Source organism: Mesorhizobium sp. 113-3-3, from assembly GCF_016756495.1.
GTDB lineage: Bacteria > Pseudomonadota > Alphaproteobacteria > Rhizobiales > Rhizobiaceae > Mesorhizobium.
The window spans coordinates 2,916,999-2,941,422 of record NZ_AP023243.1; the positions used below are offsets into that span (position 1 = coordinate 2,916,999).

Consider the following 24,424-nt stretch of genomic DNA (forward strand, 5'->3'; position numbering starts at 1 on the left):
GAAGCCTATGGCAAGTGCAAGGGTGGGACATCGCGTATACGTGATTGGCTGGCGGGCTCCGCCAGATACAGGGCGCCATTTTTGCTACGCGCGCGCGGAATCCAGGATGATACAACCCACGGGAAGGGCTTGGGGATGAGAATTGCGATGGGATTTGCAATGTCCGCATTGGCCGCGACTTTGGCTGGATGCGCTACCTCTCCCGTCGATTATGGCGCGTCGCTTTCGCCGCAGGACCCGAAATGGGCGTCGCCGCAATGCCAGCAGGCCCGCGCGGCGGCCGCGGCCTACGCGGTTCGCGAAAAACAGCACCCGGGCTGGGAATTCGCAGCGCTTGGCCCGTACGGGCTAGGCATCATCGCGGCCACCAAGGAGGCCGAGCAGAAGCAGCGAAAGCTGTTCGCCCGCGACGTGCACCTGCAATGCTCTAGCCTGCCTTTGCCGAAGGAGTTGCAGGGCGATCTGAGCCCGGCGGGCGCAAAGGCGAAATATCCGTAGCGGTGGTGAGCCCTCGAAAGCACTGGCCGCCAGCTTTTATGTCACCAGCCTTTGGAACGTAAATCCATTCGCCAAGTTCTTAGCGTCAGGAAAGCGAAGGGACATCATACATGCTGACTGCCGTTCGAGCCATGATTGGCCAAGCCCGCTTCATCACCGCGAAGAGCGAACCCGAAGCGCAGGGCGCCCGGCAGACGCCGATTTCCAAGGAACTCGAGACCCTGGCCGCTATCCGCCTGACTGACATGGCCGGCCTGGGCGCCTGGTCGCAGGACCGCTGATTGGTTTTGCCACGCAGAGGGCGGACCGCATCGCCTCGGCTGGCAGGCCTGGCATGTTTCAAACTTGCTGTCGCTCGGGCCTTATGATGGAGCGTTGACCGCAAACTGCGCGGCGAAGGCCCTGGCGTAAGCGGGCCGTGCTTCCCCGCGCGCCACATAGGCGGCCAGGTTCTGGTATTCGTCCAGAATGCCCGACATGCGCAGTCGCAGCAGCACCGATACCATCAACAGATCGCCCGCGCTGAACGCGCCATCGAGCCAGTCGGCGGCGCCGAGATAGACCGAGAGCTGGTCCAGCCGCGCGCGAACACGATCCTTGACCAGCGGCAGCCGCTCCTCGCTCCAGGGCCTGTCGGCTTCGAATATCCTTGCCGTCGTCAAGTCCAGGATCGGCGGCTCGATGGTGTTGAGTGCGGCAAACATCCAGGTGATGGCCCGTGCGCGGGCATCGCCATCCCTGGGCAGCAGCCCCGAATGCCGTTCGGCAAGATGAAAGACGATGGAGCCGGTCTCGAACAGGCACAGGGATCCATCCTCATAGGTGGGGATCTGGCCGAAGGGATGGATGGCCAGATGGTCAGGCGCCTTCATCCCGGCGAAGGAAACAAGACGAACCTCATAGGGCTGCCCCACCTCTTCGAGCGCCCAGCGCACGCGCGTATCGCGCGCCAGTCCCTTGCCGCCATCGGGCGATCGTTCAAAGGCCGTGATGGTGGGGATCATTGGCAGGCTCCGGGTGGTTGGTCGGGTGTCGGTGCTTGGTGGCACTCCAAGGACGAACGGCAGGCGGGACTTCCGACACCCTACCTCGGTTTTCGGCCGTTTGATTTTGCGACCCGAACCGAAGGCGCGTGTCCGGTTCTAGCGCAGCAAGCCTTCCGCCTCGAATGTGTCCCAGCCTTCCAGCTTTGGCGCTGGAGCGCCATCCCTTCCGGAATTCCTGGCGCTGCGCGCCTTGCGCTCTCGTTTTCCCGCTCGCGTCAGAGCGGCCTTGCCGGCACCGCGTCGTCTGTTTTCGGATACCTCCTGCGCGTCCTCCTCGCGCCAGGCGCTCGCCAGGTCGCGATCGAGAATGTCCTCGATGTGGCGCGGATCGAAGACATGGAAGGTCACCGCCTTGGATCGCCCGCGCATCTTGACTGTGCGGGTGCCGATGCTCTTCAGGCGACCGTCCTTCAGCCATTTGTGGCGCTCGCGGGCGGAGATGGTGAGAATGTCCTCCGCCTCGCGCGGCAGAACAGCCAGCGTTTCGATGCCCTCCAGCGTCCTGGAGATGATCTCAGAGGCGGCCTGGAACGCCTCCGCGTCGGTTCGCAACATGCGCAATACGATCCTACCCGTCTCAGCCTTGGCAAACTTCCTCACTGCCCACGGCAGACGGGCTCGAATTTCGCGTTCGATCCCCTTCAGGCGCAAGGCGGAGCCAAGTGTTGCCGATGGCGGCAGCGGCCATTCCGCAACCACTGACGCTTTAGCGGTGCCCACGCCTTGCTCGGATGTGCGATCGGGCGCGGCGGCAATTGTCGCAACGATGCCGCTCAGGATCTTCCGCAGGGAATTTCGCTTCTTCGCTGCCATGTTTCATGTTCGCTCATCAGGTGCCTTTGTGGAACGACAGTTCGCACAGCAGACAACCGAAACCAGGCTCAAACAGTTCCTTTAGCACGCACAGGCGGCAATTCAGCTTCGCCAAACCACCGCGCCGCCGCCTGGGCAGTCTCCTTCACGTCAGGCTCAGCATCAGCAGCCCAGGCGACGAAGCCATCGGGGCGCACGAGCAGGGCGCTCAGGCCCAGCCGCTCCCTGGCATCCTGCGCGACATAGCTGATCCGTCCGTTCCAGCGGCTGGCAAGCGCTTGCAGGGGAGGGTGGGCATCGAAGTCCAGCAGCAGGCCTTGCCCGCTCCTCAAGCGTTCGCCGAGCTTCGTCCCGTCGGCCAGCTCGAAATCGGGTGCGCTGCGGCCGACCAGCGGGTGGCTGCCGCCGAGATCGTAGCGCAGGGACACGCCCCAGACGCGCTCGGCGAAATAGGTCGCGCCGTCGCCTGTGTCGATGAGGTCGCGGATGATGGCTTCGAGCGCGCGCGAACTGCGGCTTGGCCGCATCAGCGCGACCTGGGCGCGCGACCAGTCAAGGATTTGCGCGCCGACTGGATGCCGCTCATCGAAATAGCTGTCGAGCAGGCCGGCCGGCGCGTTGCCGCGGATGGTGGCTGCAAGCTTCCAGCCAAGGTTCATCGCGTCGCCAAGCCCGAGATTGAGCCCCTGGCCGCCGAGCGGCGAATGGATGTGCGCGGCGTCGCCGGCAAGCAGCACCCGCCCATTGCGATAGGCGGTCGCCTGGTAGGCGCGATCGGTCCAGGTCGTGGCGAGGTTGAGCGCCGTCAGGGTGACGTCCGTGCCGGACACGCGGCGCAGCACCGTCTGCACATGTTCCAGCGTGATCGGCTCTGTCCGGTGGAAAGCGGCGCCGTCGAACTCGACCATCGCGATGGTGCCTGGCCGTGAGTAGGTGTACATGCCCGTCGGCGTATAGTGGCGGCCGAGGCTGAGTGTGTCCGGATCGGCCAGTTCGACTTCAACGGAATAACCGGTGAACTCGGCATCGGTGCCGGTGAAGGCAAAGCCGCCAAGCTTGCGGACCGTGCTGCGGCCGCCATCGCAACCGACGAGCCAGCTTGTGTGGAAAGTCTCGCCGCCGGCGCGGACGGTCACGTCCTCGTCCGACTGGTCGAAGCCGTCGACACCAAGGCCGCGCCTGATCTCGACACCCATGGCGGTCGCACGGGTGGCGAGCATGGTTTCCAGATGCTCCATCGCGACCGCCATGCTGGTGCCGGCCGGGCCGGGCAGGCGATAAGGCCATTGCGAGCTGTCGATGGCGTCGAGGTGGAACTGGATGCCGGCGAAATGGCCGCCCGGGCGGCGCGGCTGCCGCATCCAGTGCGCGGCAGCCAACTTGATGTCACCAGCGCCATCTTTCGCGGGCGGCGGCGCAACGGAGTCCAGCAGGCCGCGACGGTGGAGGGCCTCGATTGTGGGCACGTTGAGGCCGCGAATGCCGAAGGGCAGCCGCTTCAGCGGCGAACTGGGGTTCTCGGCCTTTTCCAGCACCAGCACCGAGAGGCCCGCCAGGCGCAATTCGCAAGCGAGAAACAGGCCGACCGGGCCGGCGCCGGAGATGATGACGTCATTGGAAATTGGGTGGTGGCTGTGCATGAACTACTCCTTGGTCGATGTGTTCGACCGGAGCGTTCCTTGAGTTTGAGAGCCACACGGACGAACGATTGGACGCTCGATCAGCGTCCGATGTTCGTCGCGGGGATCTCGTGCACGAAGCCAAAGACCAGAGCTTCTGTTACCAGAAGGAGTTGGGCTTACCAAACCAACCCTGCCTTTTCCGACAGCGCCGATATAAGGTCGCGGCAATAAATCCGCAACAGGGTGAGCCATGGTTTTCTGGATAATGGGCGTGGCTGGACTGGCGATCGCCTATCTCTTCGGTTCCATCCCTACGGGCTATCTGGCGGGGAAACTGATCAAGGGGATCGATATCCGGGAGCATGGCTCCCGGTCGACAGGCGCAACCAACGTCTTGCGGACGCTTGGCAAAGGACCCGCGTTGGCGGTGCTCTTGGTCGATGTGCTGAAGGGCGCGGCGGCGATCGTCTTTATCCGCAGGCTTTATGCGTTGCCGTTTCTCGCGCCGCCGGCAAGGCTTGATCCGCAAGGCTTCGTGCCCTGGGCCGTGTGTCTCGCCGGACTTGCCGTGTTGCTGGGGCATGGCCGTTCGGTCTGGCTGAATTTCACCGGCGGCAAATCCGCCGCGACGGGGCTCGGCGTACTGCTGGCGCTGTCCTGGCCGATAGGCATGGGGGCCGGGGTGGTTTTCTGTGTCGTGCTGGCAATCTCCAGGATTGTTTCGCTGAGCTCGATGCTGGCGGCGTTGACCGCAATCGTCCTCGTCTGCGCCCTCGAGCAACCGCTGCCCTACCGGCTGCTGGTGATCGCCGGCGGCCTCTACGTGATCGCGCGTCATCGCGCCAACATCCGGCGGCTGCTGGCCGGGACGGAGCCGAGCCTGGGGCAAGGTAGCTAGGAACCGCGGATCTAGATCATCGGTGCACATCCTTACATTCGACACCGTCACGCGGTCAAAGCTGACGGAGGCAGACGCCGAGATCGCGGAGGATGGGGATGCGTGTCTTCTGGTTTGCAGCACTGAACTTGGTGACGATGGTGGCCGCGATGCCCTCCGTTGCCTGCATGATGCCAGCCGAGCGGGATCTGCATGACATCAAATACGCCGACGTTGTCGTCGTTGGCCGGATTGTCGATTATCGGATTGTCCGCGACCCGGTGGCTCGACAACGATATCGCGACATGCTCGCCCGTTCTCCCGAGTTGCGGGAGACTATGCCGAAGGAGCCTCGCAGCTTCATGACGGACTATGCGCGCTTCGACATCGTGGTTGGCGAGATTCTGCGCGGCAAGGCGTCGGACAGGTTGGCTGTGACCTGGGACAATTCCACATTCGGCGAGGCCGACGATTTGGGGTCGGATGCGTTTCTGATCGCGATGCGCGATCCGAAATCTCCGATGCCGCCGCTGCGCGGTCCAAGCGCCACGGTTGCGCCCAATCCGGCGCCGGCGACGCTGACAGTGCTGCAGGCGCCTTGCGCGGCTCCGTTCATATTCGAGAGTTCGAGCAAGGAAGCGGCCGAGCTACGCCGGATGTTGGATCGGGAAGCCGAATGACATGTAAGCGGTGACATGTTCGAGTCTGGTTGTGAGGAAACCGCGCACAGGGTGGGACGGCGGCCAAGGGCAACGCCGTAGCGCCACTACCCCACGGCCAGCCATTTGCGCGACAGGGCGAAGGCCTTGAAGGCCCTGGCCTCCATCGGGCGGCCAAAAAGGTAACCCTGCAGGATATCGCAGCCAAGTTCCTTGAGGATGCGCGCGTGCTCCATCGTCTCGACGCCCTCGGCAACCACTTCGATGCCGAGCGATTTGCCGATCTCGATGATCGACGCCACCAGTTGCCGTTGCGCCATCGAGCCGGTGATGGGTGTAATCAGTTGGCGGTCGATCTTGAGGCGGCGCGGCCGCAGTTTGAGCAGCGAGACGATAGAGGCGTGGCCGGTGCCGAAATCGTCGATCTCGATGTCTATGCCGAGCTCCTTTATATGGTCGATGTTCCAGGTGACCAGATCATCGTTTTCATCGAGGAAAATCGACTCCACCAGCTCGAACGACACCGTTCCCGCCTTGATGGCGAGCTTGCGCAGACCCTCGATCAGGTCCCTGTCCTCCAGCCGCCTGGCCGAGACGTTGACCGACACGCGCGGGATGTTGAGATGGCTGCGCGACCAACGCTCGAAATTCTCCAGCGCGTGTTTGAGGACGATGCGGTCGATCAGCGCCACGACATTGAGTTCTTCGGCCACTTTGAGATAGGCGTCGGGGGCCAGGATGCCGCGCCGTGGATGCTTCCAGCGCGACAACGCCTCGACGCCGACGATCTCGAGCGTGCTCGCGTCGAACTGCGGCTGATAGTAGGCGACGAATTCGTTCCGCTCCAGCCCGCCCAGGATCTCGTCGGCGATCTGCTTGGTCCGCACGATCTCGCTCTGCAGCTCCTCGTTGAAGAACTCGTAGCGGTTGCGGCCACGGCCTTTGGCCCGATAGAGCGCGAGATCGGCGTTGACCAGCAACTGCTTGATGTCGATGCCGTTGTTGGCGGCGATGCCGATGCTGACCCCGAAACGGCAGGGATGACCGCGATAATCGACAGGCTGGCGCATGTCCTCGATGATGCGATCGGCGAGTGCCGACAGTTCGTCGTCGTCAAGCCCGCGGCTGACCACGACGAACTCATCGCCGCCGATGCGCGCAACGAAATCGTCACGGCCCGCATTGGCCTGGATAACCTTGGAGGCATGCACCAGCATCGCATCGCCTGCCGCGTGGCCGAGCGTGTCGTTGATCTGCTTGAAGCGATCGAGGTCGAGGTGCAGCAGTGCCGTGCGCCGGTTCGGTTCGCCGTTTTCGACCAGCAGTTCGTCGAGATAGCGGCGGTTGGGCAGGCCGGTCAGCGAATCGTGCAGCGCCACATACTCGATATGGGCCTTGGCGAGATTGAGCTCGGCATTCTTCGATTCCGTCAGCTGGCGCTCGCCAATGAGATTTTCGTTGAGCAGCACGTCGCTGGTCACGTCCCACTCGGCGCCGATCAGCTTGGGCGTTCCGCCAATGTCCTGGAAGTAGGTCGCGCGCGTGCGCACATGGCGGACGGTGCCGTCAGGGCGCAGGAGCCGGTATTGTGACGAGTAGGGGCCTTTTTTGGCCGCGGCGAGATCGAAGTCCTGTCTCGCCCTTGCAAGATCGTCAGGATGGATCGCGTGCGCCCAGTCATCATAGCCGCGCGGCTTGCCGTCGGCTGATTTGCCGTAGATTTCGTTGACGCGGTCATCCCACACCATTTCGTTGGTGGTGAGGTCGTGCTCCCAAACGCCGATACCGGAGGCTTCGAGCGCCAGCTCCAGGCGCCCGGACAGGCGTCTCAGCTCCGCGTAGTTTTTCTGCCTTTCGCCGAACAGCCGACCGGCCACCATGATCGGCACCACCACGAGCGCTCCGGCGAGCAACATGAGCGACCGCAAGGTCCACTCGTTGTTCGGAGCCGCCGCCCAGCCGGCCTTCGGTATGGCCGAAATCTGCCAGGAACCCGACGGCAGCTGCACATCGGTCGAGACGGGATTTCCTTCTATGACATTGCCGCCGCCGAAGAAGCGTTCCCCGCCGCCGCCGAGCGCATCCTTGCCGGTGAGCGCGACATCGATGTCGAGATCCGGGTCGGTCAGCCCGCTTGCCGCGTAGAGCCGGTCGACATCGACCACCGCGGAGACGATGCCCCAGAAGCGGTCGCCGCCGCCCGCCGTCGGCACGAACACCGGAATGCGGCCGATGAAGCCGCGGCCGCCTTGGGCAAGGTCTACCGGGCCGGCAAACACCAGGACGCGCTGGTCGCGCGCCCTCAGCGCCGCCATGCGCTGCGCTTCGTTCTTGCGGTAATCGAGCCCGATGGCTTTCTCGTTGCCTTCCATCGGGTACATCAGCGAGATGACCAGGTCGGGTGCCCCGGCAATGTTGCGCAATTGCGATTTCTGCTCGAACAGATTCCCGGCAAGCGAGGCAAATCTCTGCTGGCCCATATAGGGTTCTGTATCGATGGCCGAGACCAACCCCTGAACAAGCTGAAGATTGCCGTTTATGTTGCCTTCGAGCTTGGCGCGGATGATGTTGACCTTGGCCAGCACGTCGGCGCGCGCCAGTTGGTCGGAAACCCTTCTGTTCTGCTGGTCGGCAACGATGGAGCAGACCAAAAGCACGACAAAGGCGATCGCCGCCGGCAAGTTGGCGGAAGAAAAGATGGCCCGTCTCACGCGGCCGAGGCTTAATCCAGTGATGGCCAATTCGACCCGGATACCTTTCCTGAACTATAGCTCATCGACCGACTGTAGTAGAAAACGCTTAAATTTGCCCTTCCAGGCTGGTGGCAAGTTTCGGCATCAGCTAAGGCGGGCGGAAGGGTTGCGGAAGTACAATGGCAAGGCGATTTGCGTTTCTCCTGGTTCGCGACTTCACGCTGTCGCCGCTGTCGCTGTTCATCGACACGCTGCGTCTGGCGGGTGACGAGGGCGACCGCAGCCGCAGGATCGAGTTCGACTGGGAGATCGTCGGCGAACGCGGCCTGCCGATCCGGGCCAGCTGCGGCGTTGAATTGCTGCCGACCAAGGGGATCGGCAATCCCGAGGATTTCGACAATGTCGTGGTGGTCGGCGGCCTGCTCGACACCAATCGCAGCCTGAGTTCCGACAAGGAAGCCTTCCTGTTGCGGGCCGCCGAGAAGGGGGTGCCGCTGACGGCGCTGTGCACCGGAAGCTTCGTGCTGGCGCGCTACGGCCTGCTCGACGGCTATAGCGCCGCCGTCAGCTGGTTCCACATCAAGGATTTCCGCAATCAGTTCCCCGATGTCAACGCCCATGCCGACAGCCTGTTTTCGGTCGACCGGGGCCGCTCGACATGCGCCGGCGGCACGGGGGCGGCCGACCTCGCCGGCTTTTTTGTATCGCAATTCATCGGCCAGAAGGCGGCGGAAAAGGCCGCCAAGATCCTGGTGCTCGACCGCATCCGGAGCAGCCGGGACGTGCAGCCTGTCGGCGACCTGTTTCCGGCAGCGTCGAGCCGTGCGGTGAAGCGCGCGCTGCTCTTGATGGAGAGCAACCTGCAGGAGACGCTGTCGGTCGGCGAGATCGCGGCCCGGCTCAATTGCTCGCGGCGCCAGCTCGAACGTCTCTTCGGCACCGAGTTAGGCATCGGCCCGATGGCGGCGTATCTCGCGCTGCGGGTGCATCATGCGAAGTCGCTGCTGGAAGGCAGCGATCTGCAGATCGGCGACATCGCCTATCGCTGCGGCTTTACCAATGCGGGCCATTTCAGCCGCGTCTTCCGCCAGCAGACCGGCATCACGCCAACCCATCTCCGGCATCCCAACCGCATGGCGGCCGGTGTCGCGGGGCAATGAGGCCGGCCGCGCAGCGTTGCCTCAGCAGCACCCGCGTCGAGCCGGCTCTTTGGTGACTTACATCACGAAATGCGCTGGCCGTCCTCGTCGAGCAGAACGCAGCCTTCGGCATCGAAGCCGAGGTCGATCGCCTCGCCTTCGCGCAGGACGCGGCCGGTGATCGGCGCGTTGGCGCGGATGAGGGTCTTGCCACCGATGTCGATCTCGTAGATCGCGCTGCCGCCGAGATAGGAGGCCGAGACGACACGGCCGGTCAGCCTGTTGGCGCCTACCGCGCCGACCGACAGTTTCTGCGGCCGCACCACGACGGTGACCTTGCTGCCCTGCGCCAGCGGCCTTGGACAGGCGACCTCGACCGTCTGGCCGGTGGCAAGCGCCACCGCTGTCGCCTGGCCGGACCGGCTCACGGTGCCGGCCAGCATGTTGGCCTTGCCGAGGAAGTCGGCGACGAAGGCCGTGGCGGGCGTCTCGTAGACCTCCTGCGGGGTTCCGATCTGCTCGACCGCGCCGGCATTCATCACCACGATGCGATCCGACATGGAGAGCGCTTCCTCCTGGTCGTGGGTGACGAAGATGGCGGTGATGCCGGTTTCTCTCTGGATCTTCTTGATCTCGACGCGCATCTCCTCGCGCATGTTGGCGTCCAGCGCCGACAGCGGTTCGTCGAGCAGCAACACCTGCGGCTCGAAGACGATGGCGCGGGCGAGCGCGATGCGCTGCTGCTGCCCGCCCGACAGCTGCGAGGGCAGCTTCTTCTCGCTGCCCGGCAGCCGCACCATTTCGAGCGCCTGGCCGACCTTGCGCGCGATCTCGGGCTTCGGCACGTTGCGGTACTTCAGGCCGAAGGCGACATTGTCGAACACGGTCTTGTGGGGGAACAGCGCATAGCTCTGGAAGACCAGCCCGATATTGCGCTTGTAGATCGGCACGTCGTCGACCCGGCGCCCGTCGATCATGATCTGGCCGCCCGAAATGTCGACCAGACCGGCGATGGAGCGCAGGATCGTGGTCTTGCCGCAGCCCGAAGGCCCGAGCAAGGTGACGAAGCTGCCCTTGGCGATGGAGAGCGAGAAATCGCGCACGGCGACGAACTTGCCATAGGCGATGTCGATGTCGCGGAACTCGACCGCCGGCTGGCCGGCGCCGCCCGGACCGGGTCCGCCCGCGCCGGGCCTTGCCACCCCGGCCGCTGCCGGCCGGGGCGCCTCTGAAAGCTCGTTTCCGTCAGGCACCTTTCGAGATCCTGTTCCACTGCTTGGTCCAGGCGTCCTCGTTGGTCGCCCAGTAGACCGGGTCGGCGAAGGTCAGCGCCTTCATCGTGCCGGTCTTGTCGAAGGCGGGCAGCTTCTCGATCTTCTCGGTGAGCTTGACCTTTGTCGGGTCGAGCGACGGCGGATAGCTCTGGCCCTCGGCCACCGCGATGGAGGTCGCCGGGTCGAGCATGAAGTTGATCAGCTCCTCGCACTCGGCCATCGGCGAGCCTTTCAGGATCAGCATGTCCTCCATCCAGGCGTAGGAGCCGGCGGGATCGAGATAGCCGATCGGATGGCCCTGGTCCTGCAAGGCGGCGACGCGGCCCGACCATGCATCGGTCACCACGATCTCGCCCTTGGAAAGCAGGTCCATCAGCTCGGCGCCGGAACTCCAGAACTTCTTGGCGAGGTCGCGCGTCTCGCGCACCTTGGCCCAGATCGTGTCCATGTCCTTGAGATTGTTGGGGTCTTGTCCGGTGGCGAGCGCGGCGTACCAGACGCGCGTCGTCATGTCGGAATAGCCGCCGACCTTGCCGGCGTATTTCTTGTCGAGCAGGAGTGCCGCGCCCTTTTCCTTGGCTTCCTCCGGCGAGATCACCTTGGTGTTGTAGGCGATGCCTGTCGTGCCGTAGTCGTAAGGCACGGCCGAGAGTTTCGGCGTCAGCTTGCGGAACGGATCGATCATCGGCTGCAGCACATTGGCCATATTGGGAATGTTGGCCTCGTTGATCTCCGAGGTCAGGCCGCCATTGACGTATTTGATGTAGTAGTTGACGCCGGAGGAATGGATGACCTGGTAGTCGCCGGGCTTGGCGGTCTTGATCTTGGTGATGATCTCGTCCTCGTCGCCGAACGTGCCCTGAACCACCTTGATCTTGGTCTTGGCCGTGTAGGGCTGGAAGGCGTATTTGTCGATCGCGTCCTGCACGGTGCCGCCCCAGCCGTCGAAACGAACCTCTTGGACCGCGGCGAGCGCCTGCCGCATCCAGGGCATGTCGAGACCGACCGCGGCCGCGGCGGCGGCAGTCAGCGTCAGGAAAGTGCGGCGGCTGAGATCGCCGTTTTGATACCGATCATGCAGCCGCTCGAGCCGCTTGCCGTTGGACAGTTTCATCGTGCTTCCTCCTTTGGTTCATCGCGTCGTTTCAATCTGGTCAGGCTTTGCAGGATCAGGCCGCCGATGAGCGGGATGCCGACGGTCACCAGGATCATCACGGTGCCGAGCGCGTTGATCTCCGGGCTGATCGAAATCTTGAGCATGGAAAGGATTTGGGTGGGCATGGTCTCGACGCCCGCCGGGCGCCAGAACAGGCTGGCCGACGTGTTGTCGAAGGAGATGGTGAAGGCGAGCAGCGCGCCGCCGACGACGGCAGGGATAAGCAGCGGCAGCGTGATCTCGCGGAAGGCCGAGAAGCGCGAGGCGCCGAGCGAGAGCGCCGCCTCCTCATAGACGCGCCGGATGCCGACCATGCGCGCCTGGGTGATCAGCACGACATAGGGCACGGCGAGCAGGATGTGGCCGAGCACCAGGAGAAGCATGGTGCGCGGCTGGTCGACCGCCTTGATCAGCACCAGAAGGCCGACGCCGAGGATGGTCTCGGGCACCAGCGCCGGCAGGATCACCAGCGTGCTCAGCGCCTGCTTGCCGCGGAATTCGAAGCGCACCAGCGCAAACGAGGTGACGACGCCTATGGCCGTGGTGACGGCGGCGGTGACCAGCGCGATCCACAGCGAGGTGCGGAAGGCGGTCAGCACCTGCTCATTGGCCATCAGCTTGCCGTACCATTGCAGGCTGAAGCCGGTCATCGGGAAGCCGCCGAACATCGAGGCGTTGAACGACAGGATCACCGTCGCCACGATCGGCGCGAACATGAAGATGTAGACGCAGACCGTCACGAAGCCGGTCAGCCGCCAGGCCCATCTGCCTTCCTCTTTTCGCCGCGCCTTCATCCGCCCAATCCCTTGACGATCTGCGACATGCCCATGAAGCGCGTGTAGATGGCGGCGAAGAAGCCGAGCACGACGAACAGCACGATCGAAAGCGTGGCGCCCATCGGCCAGTTCAGCTCGCCCATGATGGTGTCGTAGATCAGATTGCCGAACAGCGCGTCGCGGCCGGAGCCGAGCAGCTGCGGCGTGACATAGCTGCCGGCGGCCAGCACGAAGCAGAGCAGCAGGCCCGCCGCCAGCCCCGGCAGCGAAAGCGGCAGCGTGACCTCGCGGAATGCCTGGGCGCTCGTGCAGCCCATCGAGCGGGCGGCCGAAATCAGCGTGCGGTCGATGCCCTCGAGGCTGACATAGACGTTGAGGATCATGTAGGGCAGCAGGAAGTGCAGCATACCCAGGATGACCGCGCCCTCATTGTAGAGCATCGGCAGCGGCTCGCTGATGATGCCCATCCTCAGCAGCGCGACATTGATGACGCCCTGTTCGCCCAGGATGTTGATCCAGGAAAAGGTGCGGATGGTGAAGCTGATCCAGAACGGCACGATGAGCAGGAGAAGCAGCAGCCATTTGTGCTTGAAAGTCGTCGCCCAGATGAAATAGGCCGGAAAATAGCCGAGCACCCCGCACAGCAGCGCGGTGATGGCGCCGACCCGCAGCGTCTTCAAAAGGAAGCCGGCATAATAGCTGTCGGTCAGGAATTCGTGCCAGTTCGCCGTCGTCAGCACGCTGGTTTCCACGCCGGCGGTGACGAAGGTGAAGAAGGTGTAGGCCGCCATCACGGCGATCGGCAGCACCAGGAAGAAGATCAGCAGCAGGAGCACCGGCGCGACCAGCAGCCATGCCAGCCGTGGATCATACAATGTCCATCGTCGTTTCATGAGCACCCGGTGCGCCTTCTTTGAAGCGCGTGTTTTGTTCCCGAGGCCAAGATTGGGTGATTGATGGCCCGATGTCTACACCAGGCGATTGAGCCAGCGGACATCGGGCGCGTCGCCGGCCGCGATGGACGCCGTGTCGGCGGCCGGCATCGCAGCGGCTCAGGCGATCGTTGGCGAAGCTCAGCCCTTCGCGATGCCGCGTGCGATCAGCCGCGCCAGACGCTCGGAGAACGCCCTGGCATCGGCCGGCTTGTCGCCGTCGAGCACGCGCGCCTCGTCGTAGAGCAGGTGGGCGGCGTCGTCCTTGAAGGCCTGGTCGTCCTCGCCCAGGCCGGCGAGCGCCAGCACGCGCTCATGGCGCGGATTGATTTCCAGGATCGGCTTTGCCGCCTTGTCGAGGCGGCCGGCAGCGTTCATCAGCCGCTCGAACTGCCGATCGGGGCCATGCTCGGGCGCGACCAGGCAGACGGCGCTTTCGGTCAGGCGATCGGATGCCTTGACGTCCGAGACGGCGTCGCCAAGCGCCGACTTGACGAAGGCCAGGAAGTTGTCGACCTCCGGCGTTGCCGCGGCGTCCGGCTTCTTGGCTTCGTCGAGCAGCGGGATGTCGGACAGTTCGGCCACGCCTTGCGTCACCGATTTGAACGGTTTGCCGTCGAAGTCCGGCGCCATCGTCACCCAGAAACTGTCGACCGGATCGGTGAGCAGCAGCACCTCGATGCCACGCGCCTTGAACCCTTCGAGCTGCGGCGAGGCTTCGAGCCGGGCGCGGTCGTCGCCGGCCATGAAGAATATCGCCTTCTGGCCTTCCTTCATCGCCGCGACATAGTCGGCCAGGCCGCGCCAGCCTTCGCCCGAGGCGGTCGAGTGGAAGCGGGCGAGCTTCAGCAATTGCTCGCGGCGTTCGTAGTCCTCGTAGAGCCCTTCCTTCAGCACAACGCCGAAATTCTCCCAGATCTTGGCGTAGGCCTCGGCCTCGTTCTCCGCCAGCCTGGCGAGGTCGCCGAGCACGCGGTTGGTCAGGCCCTTGCGGATCGAGGCCAGCAGCGGGCTTTCCTGGATCATTTCGCGCGAGACGTTGAGCGGCAGGTCGGCGGAATCGACCAGCCCGCGCACGAAGCGCAGATAGCGCGGCAGAAGGTCTGCATCGTCGGTGATGAAGACGCGGCGCACATAGAGCTTCATGCGGCCCTTGCGGTCCTGGTCGAACAGGTCGAACGGGCGCGATCCCGGCACGAAGGCCAGCACGGAGTATTCCTGCCGGCCCTCGGCGCGGAAATGGATGGTGGCGGCCGGCTCGTCATACTGGCCGGCGACGCTGCGGTAGAAGTCGGTGTATTCCTCGGGCTTGATCTCGCTCTTCGGCCGAACCCAGAGGGCGGTGCCGTCGGCGATGTCACGCGCCTCGGCGCCGGGCTTTTCCACCAGCGTGATCGGCACCGGCACGTGGCCGGACTGCGACTTGGCCAGCTGCTCCAGCCGGTATGAACCGGTGTAGGAGACGGCGTCGTCCATCAGATGCAGCACGACGCGGGTGCCGCGCTTCGGCGCGGCTTCAAGCGGGGCGGGCGCGATTTCGTAGGACCCCTTGCCGTCGGAAGACCAGCGCCAGGCCTCCTCGCTTCCTGCAAGGCGGCTGATGACGTCGACACGGTCGGCCACCATGAAGGCGGAGTAGAAGCCGACGCCGAACTGGCCGATAAGCTGCGTGTCCTCCGTGCCTGTACCGACACGCTCGATGAAGGCGCGCGTGCCCGAGCGGGCGATCGTGCCCAGCGCCTCGGCCATGTCGTCGCGGCTCATGCCGATGCCGTTGTCCTCGACGGTGATCTGCTTGTTGTCCGGATCGGCCGAAATCGAGATGCGCGGCTTGGGGTCGTCGCCCAGCAATTCGGGGCGGCTGACGGCCTCGAAGCGCAGTTTTTCGCAAGCATCGGCGGCGTTGGAGATCAGTTCCCTCAGGAAGACGTCCTTATCGGAATAGACCGAATGCACCATCATGTGCAGCAGCCGCGAAACATCCGCCTCGAACGCCCTGGTTTCCGTCGCTTTCGTATCCGTCGTCATTCCGATTTTTCCCACGTAGTCGTTCTGCCCGCCGCGCCATGCACGTTCCGGGCTCATCCTTCAACCATTTTCAATTGCGCCGGCAACTCGGCAGATCCCAGCGCGACCGACAATATCGTAGCGCGATGCGAAGGCGACAAGGGGTGAGGAACAGTCCACGCAGGGATGGAAAGCCAATTGCGAGGCTTTCCGCGTGACGAACGCCCGCAGTGACAGCAAAGGGCCGGGTTCCTTTGGGGTTATGGTTTGGCTACCAGCCGCACCAATATCCCGGTATCCGCAACATCGCGGATTGCCTTGGCAATTTGCCGGAATGACCCACAGGCGATCAAGCTTCCCGGTGCGGGTTGTTTTCCATGGCCGGGGTCGACAAAGGCCGAGATTTCACGATCCGTGTCGGAAACCGCCAAGAACGATGTGGCGACGATGCCGTCTCCGCAAGTGGCGCATCGAATACAGTACGACCCGAACTGGACGATCACCTCGGTTCCGTCCGATCCACACGAGGCACATTGCAGCCTATCGTTCATCGGCTCAGCCCTCGGTCCGCAAGGCGTCCTACTTCCCCGCCATATGATCCGCCAGCGCCTGCGCCTGGGCGAGCAGGGCTGGATAGGCCGGGGTGTCCGGCAGGCTCTTGCCCATGCAGGCGCGGAAGTCGTTGTCGCCTTTCGTCCAGGCGGCGTTGGAGGCATCGGATGTGTTTTCGTCGCTCTCGTCGGTGGCCTGCTTGGCCAGTTTCTGGGCGGCGGCGTCGGCGGCGGTCCACGCGGCGTCGCAGGCCGCGATCTTGGGGACGGGCGGCGCCGCGGGCGCTTCGGCGATCAGCACACTGTTGCCCTTGACGACCGTGACGACGACCTCCTGGTCGGAGTTGGGTCCGACGTCCTGTGCCCAGCCGCCGAGGCGGGCGATCGCCATGTCGGCGCCATCGGGCTTCTTCAGCACGAAGTCGAGTGTGCCGGTGAAGGCGGCGTCGCTGCCGATGGCCTGGGTGTAGAAGGCATCGAGCTTTATGGCTGCGTCGAAGCTGGTGGGCAGTTTGAGATCGGCGTCCGTTTCGGCGGCGCGCGACTGCAACCAGCGCTCGACCAGTCCGCGTGTCGAGGCCACGATGCTGGGGCCATCCCCTGTGCCGTGGCGCAGCCCGTCCAGCATGCCGAAGCCGACGTCGGAGGAGGAGAGGCTTTCGATGTTGATCGTGCCGGCGGCCGGAAAGTCCTTGACCGTGAAGGGTCCGAGCAGAGCGGTCAGACGCTTTTCGAGGTCGGTGCGGGCCTTTTCATTGGCCGCATCGAGCGTCTCCACCGATGCGTTCGTGCTCTCCATCGCCGCGATGTCGGCAACCGCCTTGTCGCGCGCGGCGATATAATCGTCCTCGGGTGTGGCGGCGAAAGCCGCACTGCTCGCAAGTGCAAACATGACCGTCCAGACCAACCGCATGACAGAACCTTTCTTCGTGGCGGATCAACAGGTCCGGCAGCCATCGGGCAGCTTTGCGGCTATTGCGCGGCAGGAATGGGCGAGGCGAACATCCTGATCGGGAGGCATTGCAAGTGCTGCCATTAACCATCGATTAACTATCCGGTCGCCTTTGAATCAAATTTGACGGATACTGTTTTCAGACCAAACGAGGCTGCCCGAGGGGCCGGAGAAGACAGCAATTGCAAGCCTGGCGCGGCGCTTTCGGCCGCGCGCGGAAATCAAAAAAGAAGCGACGGACCACCGTCGCCTTGCGGGGAGGCGTCAGCATCATTTTTTTGATGAGGATCGCCAGAATGAACATCGAAGACGCGATTATTGCAGTAACAGCCGACGCCAACGCGCTCATGTCGTGCCTCGGCCAACCCGTCGTCGCCTACCACGTGACGGAAATCATGCGGGAGGCCGACCTCGAACACGCCAGACAGATGCAGCTTGCCCTGATGCGGCGAAGCATCGAGGCGCTGGTCGATGACGGGCTGGAGGATGTCGCCGCGGAGCGTTTTGCGGCGCAGTTCCATGGCCGTCTCGGCTTGGCATGGAGGCTGCTGCACGTTGTGGATGGCGTGGCGCATTGATCTTGGGCGGACGGGACGCGATCGAGCTTTGACCGCCTGCGGGCCGCAATGCGCCTCATGCCGTCATGTGAAAGCGAAACGGGCGCATGCATGTATCGCGTCGAGCGCTGCCATAAGATGGGGCGTGCCAATCGTTAACTGGCCGCGGACGAAGCGGGGTCGCTCCGTCCGTCACGCCAGATTACGTCAGTTCATAGTAGAAATCACAAATCAGGTCCGCGACCTTGACGGCCTCGAAGTCCGTCATGTGTGCGGCGGTCTCATCTGCGACCGTTTCCATATCGTCTTGATCGACAGCAAGCAGATCCAGTATTTTCGCAAACTTGAACTTGAGTTCCGGGTCACCATCGAACTCATCGATCGTAACGTCCAGAATGTTCGAATTTGCGTCGATCAGGCGTGTTTGAACACTGTCGGAAGAGGCTGCTAGCGTCCTGATCGCCGCGAAAAAGTGCTCGCGCGCGTTGGCATATTTGTCGTCCATTTTTGATACCTTTTATGGGTGAAGCGCTGCGCCTTGGACGTGAGACGCGCACCGCGACTTACGCTTTCGGCATGGCCTGAGTCAACGACACAGACGCGGCCGGTCGCGCCCCGACGTCCGTGAGCGGCCGGACTGTAGGCGACCGTTCAGACAACACTTCACCGCATGTTCGAGCTTCAATGGCCAGCAAGCGCCTCGACCAAAACCGGATCGCAAAGACTGGGACGGTCCTGGTGGAGATGCCGGACGATGATGAAGACACACGGCCGTGCATTGCAGCCCAGCACGCTTCAGGAAATGGGCGGCGTTTGCAGGGTCATCTTCAAAAGCAGGGCGGAACGCCAGGCTTTGCGAACCCGCTGCGAACCGGCGCAGCGGGTTGCTATGTGCCTTTTCGCCAGCGAGCGCTCAGTCAGGCATAAGCCGGCTCGTGATTGGCCATCACATACGCGCCACCTTGCCCCCCAACCGGTACGCGCGGCGCGACGGCGGCCGGGCAAGGCGGCGGATCATCATCATCGTCCCTGCCGGTAAAGCGACGTCTGCGCGGCGATCCATTGATGCGCCGGCCACGGCGGTCGAACGCCACGGTCCACGGCATTGCCCAACGCGAAAGACCCTTGCCGGCGGGGCCGGCCTGATCCAGCGCCTTCAGGCATCGCAAGATATCGTCGACGGGGACGATCTTGCCATTGTCCAGTTTGCGTAGGGTGGGGCGATTTTCGACGGCATGCGCGTCAGACGCCCATGATGCGAGCAAGGCGCGCTTTTCGTCCAAGGCCATGCGTGGATGCTTGAGCACATCGCTCGGACTGTCGAGAAGACAAAAAAGACCCTCGAAACGTCCGGTGCGCCGGGTTGCGGCGCGGAATGTTTCAGTCTGCTGATTCATCTCCAATCTCCGCAATCAAGGCCCCCCGGCCGAAGCCGGGAGGCGACCGCAGTGTTCGCGTTGAAAGATCGGCGTCAGGCAACCTTGCGCGGTTTCTCGACATCCTGGACGATCTGCTTGCTGACCGCTACAGCGTCGCCCGAGCCGATGTTGATGCGGCGAGGCTTCAGTTCCTCGGGGATCTCCCGCACGATCTCGACGCTGAGCAGGCCATTCTCAAGCGACGCAGCCACCACCTTCATGTGGTCGGCCAGCTTGAACACGTGTCTGAAGTTGCGCAGGGCAAGGCCCTGGTGCAGCACTTGACGCCCCTCCGTGTCGGTGGATTTCTGGCCGACAACCACAAGTTCCGGGCCGTTCTGCGTCAACTCCACCTCGTCGGAACTGAAGCCGGCGATAGCCATGGCGATCCGGTAGTCGTTTTCACCCGTCTTCTCGATATTGTAAGGCGGCCAGTCGGTCCTGGCGCTGTTTTCGAGCATGTCGAAAAGACGATCGAATCCGACGGTGGTTCGATAAAGCGAGTCAAAGGTTCTCATAGCCACATTCTCCTTGAAGCAACATGGGTACAAGGTGCGCCGCCCAGCGGCAGCGCCCGTTTTCGAGCCATACGGCCTCGACGGCGAACGATTTGGGCAGCGTCGAAAACAGCTTCAAGACCCCTGCGTAAAAAAATTCGAGCCTCTTGATGACACGAACAAACCCGCTGCCGGAAGGAGAGCAGCGTCACGACATCGCCAGCGTGATCCACGCGAGGGTGCAGCCCTCATGTGGTCACGCGAGCCCTCAGACCAGCGATTCAAATCTTGCAGCGTCGACCGGCCGACCGAACAGAAATCCTTGCCCGAAATCACAATCCATGTCGCGCAACAGCTTGCGTTCGACCTCTGTCTCTATTCCCTCGGCGACGACATGAAGGCCGAGTTCTCTGGAAATCCTGATGATGGACTCGACGATGACCCGCTTGGAACGGCTTTGCGCCAGGCCTTTGACAAAACCGCGATCTATCTTGATCTCCGTGAGGGGGAAATCTTCGAGGTAGCGCAGATTGGCGTAGCCGGTTCCGAAGTCATCGATGGACAGGCCGACGCCCAGTTCGCGCAGATGCCTCATGATCGATAGCATTTCCGCGGAACTCTCGACCATCAAGCTCTCGGTGAGTTCAAGCTTGATCCATGCAGCATCGGCGCCGCTGGCCGTGAGCACGTCGGAGACAAATTTCGGCATGTCTCGAAGCTTGAACTCCAGCGGTGAAACATTGAACGAGAAGGCTATCGGCACTTGTCGGCCCCGGTTCACGCGCGCGGCAAAGTCGGCGACGGTGCGAAGACCCCGGGCGCTGATGTCGAGTATGAGGCCCGTGTCTTCGGCATGGCCGATGAACTTGTCCGGCGACTGTATCCCAAACAGGCCATGGTGCCATCGCAACAGGGCTTCAGCACCGACAATCGTTCCCGTGGCGAGGTCGACCTGCGGCTGGTAGTGAAAATCGAACTCGTCATGTTCCAGGGCCTGCTGCATTTCGCTGGTCATGCGCAGTCGGTTCCGGGCACGCCTGTCGTCCTCGGCGCTGAATGCGCAGATATCGAGGAACGCCGACGACTTCGACCGATGCAAAGCGGCACCGGCACGACGAACCAGCGTGATGGCATCCGTCGTCTGGGTGCCAACGACATAGCCCATAGCAAAACGTATCCCGATCGTTGCGCCCGCAACGAGGTACCGCGGCGCCAGGGACTGCCGGATCATTTCGATTGCCGTTTGGGCCTCGTCGGCATGGCCAAGCGGTTGGGCGAGCGCAAACTCATTGGATCCCGTGCGGCAGACCAGTGCAGCGCCTGTGTTGGTCAGGCGTCGGGCAATTTGCATCAGCACCTGGTCGCCAACGTCATATCCGTACCCTTCGTTGATGTCATGGAAACGAGCCATGTCGATCTTGACAAGCAGCATCGGCCGTTCCCCCTGACGCAACAGGATGTCGACGTCCTCGACGAAGGCGTACCTGTTGAGCACACCGGTGAGCATGTCGGCGCGGGTGCTCTGGGCAATTTGCGCGGCGGCGACCCTGCTCGCCGTCACGTCCCGCATCAGTCCGATATAGTGCGTCGGCTCGCCACCAGCGATGCTCATAGGTGAGAGGCGGAGTTCGTTCCAGAACCAACTGCCGTCCTTGCGATAGTTCTTCAGCGTGACGGCAACATCCTCACGCCGGGCGATGGCTTCGCGAATGGACTGAATTTCGGGTTGACGACGATCGCTGCCTTGCAGGAAGCGGCAGTTTCTGCCGATCAGTTCGTCGCTGGAATAGCCGGTAATGTCCTGGAACGCGCGGTTGACGTAGACGAGCGCCATACCCTTTTCACGCAGATCGCTGATGGCCAACCCATCCCTCGACAGATCGGGCAGCCGGGCCGCGATCCCTTCCGGCACGCCATAGCGGCGCGGGTTGGCGACCGCGGTACCGCGGATCAGATTACCGAACCCGGCCTTGAAAATCTCTGTCATGTTGGGGCCACAGCTGATACCGTCCGCAGATGCATGCCCCCATAGATGGCCAGCTATCGCGCATATTCTACTGGCACGATCAACAGGTTCCGTAACGGAATGGCCGACGTGGCGTGGGCCGCCGTCGGCTGCGACTGATTTAGTGGCTCAGTGACGTACTCGTGCCCCGGAAAGCGGCATCGACATGAACGATGAGCCTGCCCACGCGCTCCGCAAGTCCGGCATCCGCGTCATGGGCGAGATGTCCTGGGGCACACACATCTGCGTCTTTTACGAAGCGGAACAGGACCTGCTTGCCACCAACGCTTCCTATTTCGCGGCTGGGCTGGAGAACAACGAGTCCTGCATCTGGGCGGTCTCCGATCCGATCGGCGCAGGGGCGGCGAAGGATGCGCTACGGCAGTTGATCCCCGACATCGATGCACGCCTGATGGCTGGCCAGATGGAGATCATTGCTGCTAGGGACTGGTACCTTCCGGGCGGCGAGTTTGACATACAGCGCATCACCGGCGGCTGGAATGAGAAGCTGCGCGCAGCGTTGGAACGGGGCTATGCCGGGATCAGAGTCAGCGGTAACGCCTTCTGGATCGGGACCAGCCACTGGAGAGAGTTTTGCCAGTACGAGCATGAACTCGATCACTCGCTGGCGGGTCAGAAGATGCTCGTTTTGTGCACTTATTCGCTGTCGGAAAGCAGGGCCGTGGACCTGCTCGATGTCGCGCGAGCACATCAATTCACCATCACCCGGCGAAACGGAGAATGGGAGTTTCTCGAGACGCCGGAGCTCCAGGCCGCCAAGCAGGAAATCAGGAAGCTGAATGGCGCATTGAATATCCTGGCGGACACCAGCCACGCCACTTTCACGGCTCGCGAGCGTATCGTGCTCGCCCAAATCGTCAGGGGCTATTCGAGTAAGGAGATTGCTCGCACCTTGAAAATTGCCCCACGGACGGTCGAGTTCCATAGGGCCAACCTTCTCAAGAAGACCAACGCGCGGAGCACGGTCCAGCTCTTGCACATGGTTCTTGGCGAGTAGCACAAGTCCGGGGTTGCTTCTGCGATGGAAGCTGGACCGGAGCCTGCGCTCCAGCGCGGCCTGCGAGTGCTGTTTTGCCGATGATGAAAACGGCGCCATGCGATGCGTTTCCGGGCAGCCTTTGCGGGTTTAACGCCCGCTATCACTTCTCGGCAGCCACAAGTCGCCAATCCGCTTCCGGCCCATAGCGGTCACTCTGGGATCGGATGGAGACTGAGTGCCCGTCGATCTTGCCGCTCGGCATCTTCGGCAATTCCGTTATGAAATCGATCCGCCACGAACAAAACTTGAATCACCCCTTCTGCCTGACCAACCGCTCCAGCGCATCCATGATCAGGTCGCAGAACATCGCATGGTCGAGCTTCAACGCCAGGGGTGTGGCGGAAGTCCGCCTGCTCGCTTGCCGTGCCGCCGATATGGCGCATGCTGCCCGTTTTCTCGAAGCGCGTGATCGCTCTGGACGCCCTGATATCGAGGATGAACTGGCCATCGGGCCGCCGATAGCCTGATGGCAGGCGGCCACGCGCGACCAATAGTCAGGAGCCGTTCTGTCGACTATATAGGCGTTTTTTCAGCCTGATCGCCGTTCCGTGACCCCTGCCACCCGTCTACAAGCCATCCTCGAACTAATGCATGAAGTCGATAGTGTTCCGCGTCCCGCGGATGCTGTCGTCTCGGCCTGGTTTCGCGCCCGTCGCTATATCGGCGACAAGGACCGCGGTCGGATCCTGGAGCTGCTCTACGCGCTTCTGCGACATCATGCGCGGCTTGGCTGGTGGCTGGTCAAGCATGGACGCGAGGACATGCCTCGCAACCGGCTGCTCGCATGGCTCACGCTGAAGGAAGGCAAGACGCCCGATCAGATCGAACGCTTGTTCGACGGCGCGAAATACGCGCCTGCCGTCCTGATGGATCACGAGCACGCGCTGCTGGTCAAATTGCAGGGATGCACGATCGACCATCCCGGCATGCCGGAGGAGGTGCGCCTTGAATGCCCGTCATGGGCGGCCGATCCGCTGCGGCGTCGTTTCAAGGAAGCGTTCGGGCAGGAGATGGCCGCGCTTCTGATGCCGGCGCCGCTTGACCTGCGCGTCAATCCGATCAAGTCGACGCGCGAGGCGATGCTTCGCGCGTTGAAGGATTTCGGCTTGCCGGCGCAGCCGTCGGCGCTGGCTCCTCACGGCATTCGCGTGCATGAGCGCCCCTCTTTGGCGCGCCTGCCGATGCTGAAAAGCGGCGAGGTCGAGATCCAGGATGAGGGCTCGCAGCTTGTCGCCATGCTGGTCGATGCCCGGCCGGGCGAGCGCGTGGTCGATTTCTGCGCCGGGGCCGGCGGCAAGACATTGGCCATCGCCGCGCAGATGAACAACAAGGGCCATGTCGTCGCCTGCGACGTCATGGAAGGCCGCTTGAAGCGCGGCGCCGAGCGCTTTCGGCGGGCAGGGCTGCACAATATCGAGACGCGGCTTCTGGCCAGCGAAACGGATCGGTGGATCAAGCGACGCAAGGCTGGTTTCGATCGCGTGCTGGTGGACGCGCCATGCAGCGGCACCGGCACGTGGCGACGCAATCCCGATGCGCGCTGGCGCGAGGCCGAGCAGCAGGGGCTGGACAATCTCGTGTCGTTGCAAGCCCGGATTCTGGCGAGCGCGGCGCGTCTGGTGAAGCCCGGCGGGCGGCTGGTCTACGCAACATGCTCCATGCTTTCCGAGGAGAATGAGGAGCAGGTGGCCGCTTTCCTTGGCGCACACCCGGCTTTTCGTGCCGTGCCGCTGCGCGAGGCCGCGCCACAGCTGACGAATTCGGCCCATGCCGACTATCTGTCGCTGACGCCCGCACGCCATGATACCGACGGTTTTTTCGCCGCCGTGATGCAGCGGGAGGCTTCGCCCCAACCAAGCGCGGGCTTGACAAAGGGCAACGCGGAGTAGGCC

General features: G+C 63.2%; 24 protein-coding genes. 9 read left to right on the top strand and 15 right to left on the bottom strand.

Features of this window, described 5'->3' with window-relative positions:
- The first annotated feature begins 135 nt into the window (after positions 1 to 135).
- A complete protein-coding gene (locus JG746_RS14205) occupies positions 136 to 498 on the top strand; it encodes a hypothetical protein (protein WP_202358694.1) in 363 nt (120 codons plus the stop codon).
- Between the two features lie 110 nt (positions 499 to 608).
- Entirely contained in the window at positions 609 to 779 is a 171-nt protein-coding gene (locus JG746_RS14210) for a hypothetical protein (protein WP_202358695.1), read from the top strand.
- Between the two features lie 81 nt (positions 780 to 860).
- Here JG746_RS14210 and JG746_RS14215 read toward each other — a convergent pair whose 3' ends face one another.
- The 3 genes from JG746_RS14215 to JG746_RS14225 form a co-directional block, all read right to left on the bottom strand.
- Complete coding sequence (locus JG746_RS14215; RefSeq protein ID WP_202358696.1) at positions 861 to 1,502, bottom strand: glutathione S-transferase family protein; 642 nt, start codon at positions 1,500 to 1,502, stop codon at positions 861 to 863.
- Positions 1,503 to 1,640: 138 nt separating this feature from the next.
- On the bottom strand, positions 1,641 to 2,357 hold the full coding sequence (locus tag JG746_RS14220; protein WP_202358697.1) for a hypothetical protein: 717 nt from the start codon (positions 2,355 to 2,357) through the stop codon (positions 1,641 to 1,643).
- Positions 2,358 to 2,425: 68 nt separating this feature from the next.
- Positions 2,426 to 3,997: an FAD-dependent monooxygenase gene (locus JG746_RS14225; protein ID WP_202358698.1), complete on the bottom strand. Its 1,572-nt coding sequence runs from the start codon at positions 3,995 to 3,997 to the stop codon at positions 2,426 to 2,428.
- A 232-nt stretch (positions 3,998 to 4,229) separates the two neighbouring features.
- On the opposite strand from JG746_RS14225, the gene plsY reads away from it, so the two are divergent.
- Both plsY and JG746_RS14235 read left to right on the top strand, forming a co-directional pair.
- The gene (plsY, locus tag JG746_RS14230) at positions 4,230 to 4,877 is read left to right on the top strand and encodes a glycerol-3-phosphate 1-O-acyltransferase PlsY (RefSeq protein WP_202358699.1); all 648 of its coding nucleotides are present in this window, start codon (positions 4,230 to 4,232) and stop codon (positions 4,875 to 4,877) included.
- Between the two features lie 92 nt (positions 4,878 to 4,969).
- Entirely contained in the window at positions 4,970 to 5,536 is a 567-nt protein-coding gene (locus JG746_RS14235; RefSeq protein WP_244730800.1) for a hypothetical protein, read from the top strand.
- 86 nt (positions 5,537 to 5,622) lie between these two features.
- On the opposite strand, the gene JG746_RS14240 is transcribed toward JG746_RS14235, so the two are convergent.
- On the bottom strand, positions 5,623 to 8,226 hold the full coding sequence (locus JG746_RS14240; RefSeq protein WP_202358700.1) for a bifunctional diguanylate cyclase/phosphodiesterase: 2,604 nt from the start codon (positions 8,224 to 8,226) through the stop codon (positions 5,623 to 5,625).
- Between the two features lie 161 nt (positions 8,227 to 8,387).
- On the opposite strand from JG746_RS14240, the gene JG746_RS14245 reads away from it, so the two are divergent.
- On the top strand, positions 8,388 to 9,368 hold the full coding sequence (locus JG746_RS14245) for a GlxA family transcriptional regulator (RefSeq protein ID WP_202358701.1): 981 nt from the start codon (positions 8,388 to 8,390) through the stop codon (positions 9,366 to 9,368).
- 62 nt (positions 9,369 to 9,430) lie between these two features.
- Here the strand turns inward: JG746_RS14245 and JG746_RS14250 are convergent, their stop codons facing one another.
- From JG746_RS14250 to JG746_RS14280, 7 genes are all read right to left on the bottom strand, one after another.
- Positions 9,431 to 10,600 carry an ABC transporter ATP-binding protein gene (locus tag JG746_RS14250; protein WP_202358702.1) on the bottom strand — a complete coding sequence of 390 codons (1,170 nt, stop codon included), beginning with the start codon at positions 10,598 to 10,600 and terminating at the stop codon, positions 9,431 to 9,433.
- Entirely contained in the window at positions 10,593 to 11,735 is a 1,143-nt protein-coding gene (locus tag JG746_RS14255) for an ABC transporter substrate-binding protein (protein ID WP_202358703.1), read from the bottom strand. Before JG746_RS14255 ends, JG746_RS14250 begins: the two co-directional genes overlap by 8 nt.
- Entirely contained in the window at positions 11,732 to 12,571 is an 840-nt protein-coding gene (locus JG746_RS14260) for an ABC transporter permease (protein ID WP_202358704.1), read from the bottom strand. The genes JG746_RS14255 and JG746_RS14260 overlap by 4 nt, the downstream gene beginning before the upstream one ends.
- On the bottom strand, positions 12,568 to 13,446 hold the full coding sequence (locus JG746_RS14265) for an ABC transporter permease (protein ID WP_202358705.1): 879 nt from the start codon (positions 13,444 to 13,446) through the stop codon (positions 12,568 to 12,570). The genes JG746_RS14260 and JG746_RS14265 overlap by 4 nt, the downstream gene beginning before the upstream one ends.
- A gap of 180 nt (positions 13,447 to 13,626) precedes the next feature.
- Positions 13,627 to 15,513, bottom strand: a complete 1,887-nt coding sequence (gene htpG / locus JG746_RS14270; protein WP_202358706.1) for a molecular chaperone HtpG — start codon at positions 15,511 to 15,513, stop codon at positions 13,627 to 13,629.
- Positions 15,514 to 15,752: 239 nt separating this feature from the next.
- A complete protein-coding gene (locus JG746_RS14275; RefSeq protein WP_202358707.1) occupies positions 15,753 to 16,043 on the bottom strand; it encodes a hypothetical protein in 291 nt (96 codons plus the stop codon).
- Positions 16,044 to 16,071: 28 nt separating this feature from the next.
- Entirely contained in the window at positions 16,072 to 16,956 is an 885-nt protein-coding gene (locus JG746_RS14280) for a hypothetical protein (protein WP_202358708.1), read from the bottom strand.
- A 335-nt stretch (positions 16,957 to 17,291) separates the two neighbouring features.
- Here JG746_RS14280 and JG746_RS14285 point away from each other — a divergent pair, with 335 nt between their 5' ends.
- Entirely contained in the window at positions 17,292 to 17,573 is a 282-nt protein-coding gene (locus JG746_RS14285) for a hypothetical protein (RefSeq protein ID WP_244730801.1), read from the top strand.
- Positions 17,574 to 17,754: 181 nt separating this feature from the next.
- On the opposite strand, the gene JG746_RS14290 is transcribed toward JG746_RS14285, so the two are convergent.
- The 4 genes from JG746_RS14290 to JG746_RS14305 all read right to left on the bottom strand — a co-directional run bounded on the left by JG746_RS14290 (position 17,755) and on the right by JG746_RS14305 (position 21,454).
- A complete protein-coding gene (locus JG746_RS14290; RefSeq protein WP_202358709.1) occupies positions 17,755 to 18,057 on the bottom strand; it encodes a hypothetical protein in 303 nt (100 codons plus the stop codon).
- 412 nt (positions 18,058 to 18,469) lie between these two features.
- Positions 18,470 to 18,955 carry a hypothetical protein gene (locus JG746_RS14295; RefSeq protein ID WP_202358710.1) on the bottom strand — a complete coding sequence of 162 codons (486 nt, stop codon included), beginning with the start codon at positions 18,953 to 18,955 and terminating at the stop codon, positions 18,470 to 18,472.
- Positions 18,956 to 19,023: 68 nt separating this feature from the next.
- Positions 19,024 to 19,488 carry an Hsp20 family protein gene (locus JG746_RS14300; RefSeq protein WP_202358711.1) on the bottom strand — a complete coding sequence of 155 codons (465 nt, stop codon included), beginning with the start codon at positions 19,486 to 19,488 and terminating at the stop codon, positions 19,024 to 19,026.
- A 247-nt stretch (positions 19,489 to 19,735) separates the two neighbouring features.
- Positions 19,736 to 21,454 (bottom strand): putative bifunctional diguanylate cyclase/phosphodiesterase, encoded by a 1,719-nt coding sequence (locus JG746_RS14305; RefSeq protein WP_202358712.1) that lies wholly within the window; start codon positions 21,452 to 21,454, stop codon positions 19,736 to 19,738.
- Between the two features lie 184 nt (positions 21,455 to 21,638).
- Here JG746_RS14305 and JG746_RS14310 point away from each other — a divergent pair, with 184 nt between their 5' ends.
- The 3 genes from JG746_RS14310 (at position 21,639) to JG746_RS14320 (ending at position 24,421) form a co-directional block, all read left to right on the top strand.
- Positions 21,639 to 22,490, top strand: coding sequence for an MEDS domain-containing protein (locus JG746_RS14310; protein WP_202358713.1), 852 nt, complete (start codon positions 21,639 to 21,641; stop codon positions 22,488 to 22,490).
- A gap of 230 nt (positions 22,491 to 22,720) precedes the next feature.
- A complete protein-coding gene (locus JG746_RS14315; RefSeq protein WP_202358714.1) occupies positions 22,721 to 22,999 on the top strand; it encodes a hypothetical protein in 279 nt (92 codons plus the stop codon).
- A 120-nt stretch (positions 23,000 to 23,119) separates the two neighbouring features.
- Entirely contained in the window at positions 23,120 to 24,421 is a 1,302-nt protein-coding gene (locus JG746_RS14320) for an RsmB/NOP family class I SAM-dependent RNA methyltransferase (protein ID WP_202358715.1), read from the top strand.
- Positions 24,422 to 24,424: the final 3 nt, after the last annotated feature.